The organism is Monashia sp. HAY1-2A, assembly GCF_056755315.1.
This window is the reverse complement of sequence record NZ_JBNDHY010000786.1, coordinates 1-236: the sequence shown is the minus strand read 5'-3', so window position 1 is coordinate 236 and position 236 is coordinate 1. Positions and strand designations below refer to the sequence as shown.

The 236-nt window shown below is 70.3% G+C and carries 1 protein-coding gene; it reads right to left on the bottom strand.

Annotated features, from left to right (window positions below):
• Nucleotides 1-5 precede the first annotated feature (5 nt).
• The coding region (locus tag ACPYOM_RS23910; RefSeq protein WP_481347893.1) for a hypothetical protein at nt 6-236 on the bottom strand (231 nt) is incomplete at its 5' end.

The following is a 236-nucleotide window of genomic DNA, read 5'->3' as shown; positions in this document are numbered from 1 at the left end:
GCAATTTACGCCACGGCCGGGCCCGCAGCCCTGGCGTGCTGTATGATGTTCTCCTCGGGCCGGTTCTCAGCCCTTGGCATCTCCCGCGCCGCCGCCAGGGCCACCCGTGGGTCGTCGTCACTCGTCGCGAGCGCGGTCCGCACCACGTCGTCCACCCCCACCCGTCCACCCCTTTGCGTCAACCTGCGTTGACGACGCGACGCCCGCTCGGCCAAGGCGTCAACCGTGGTTGACGC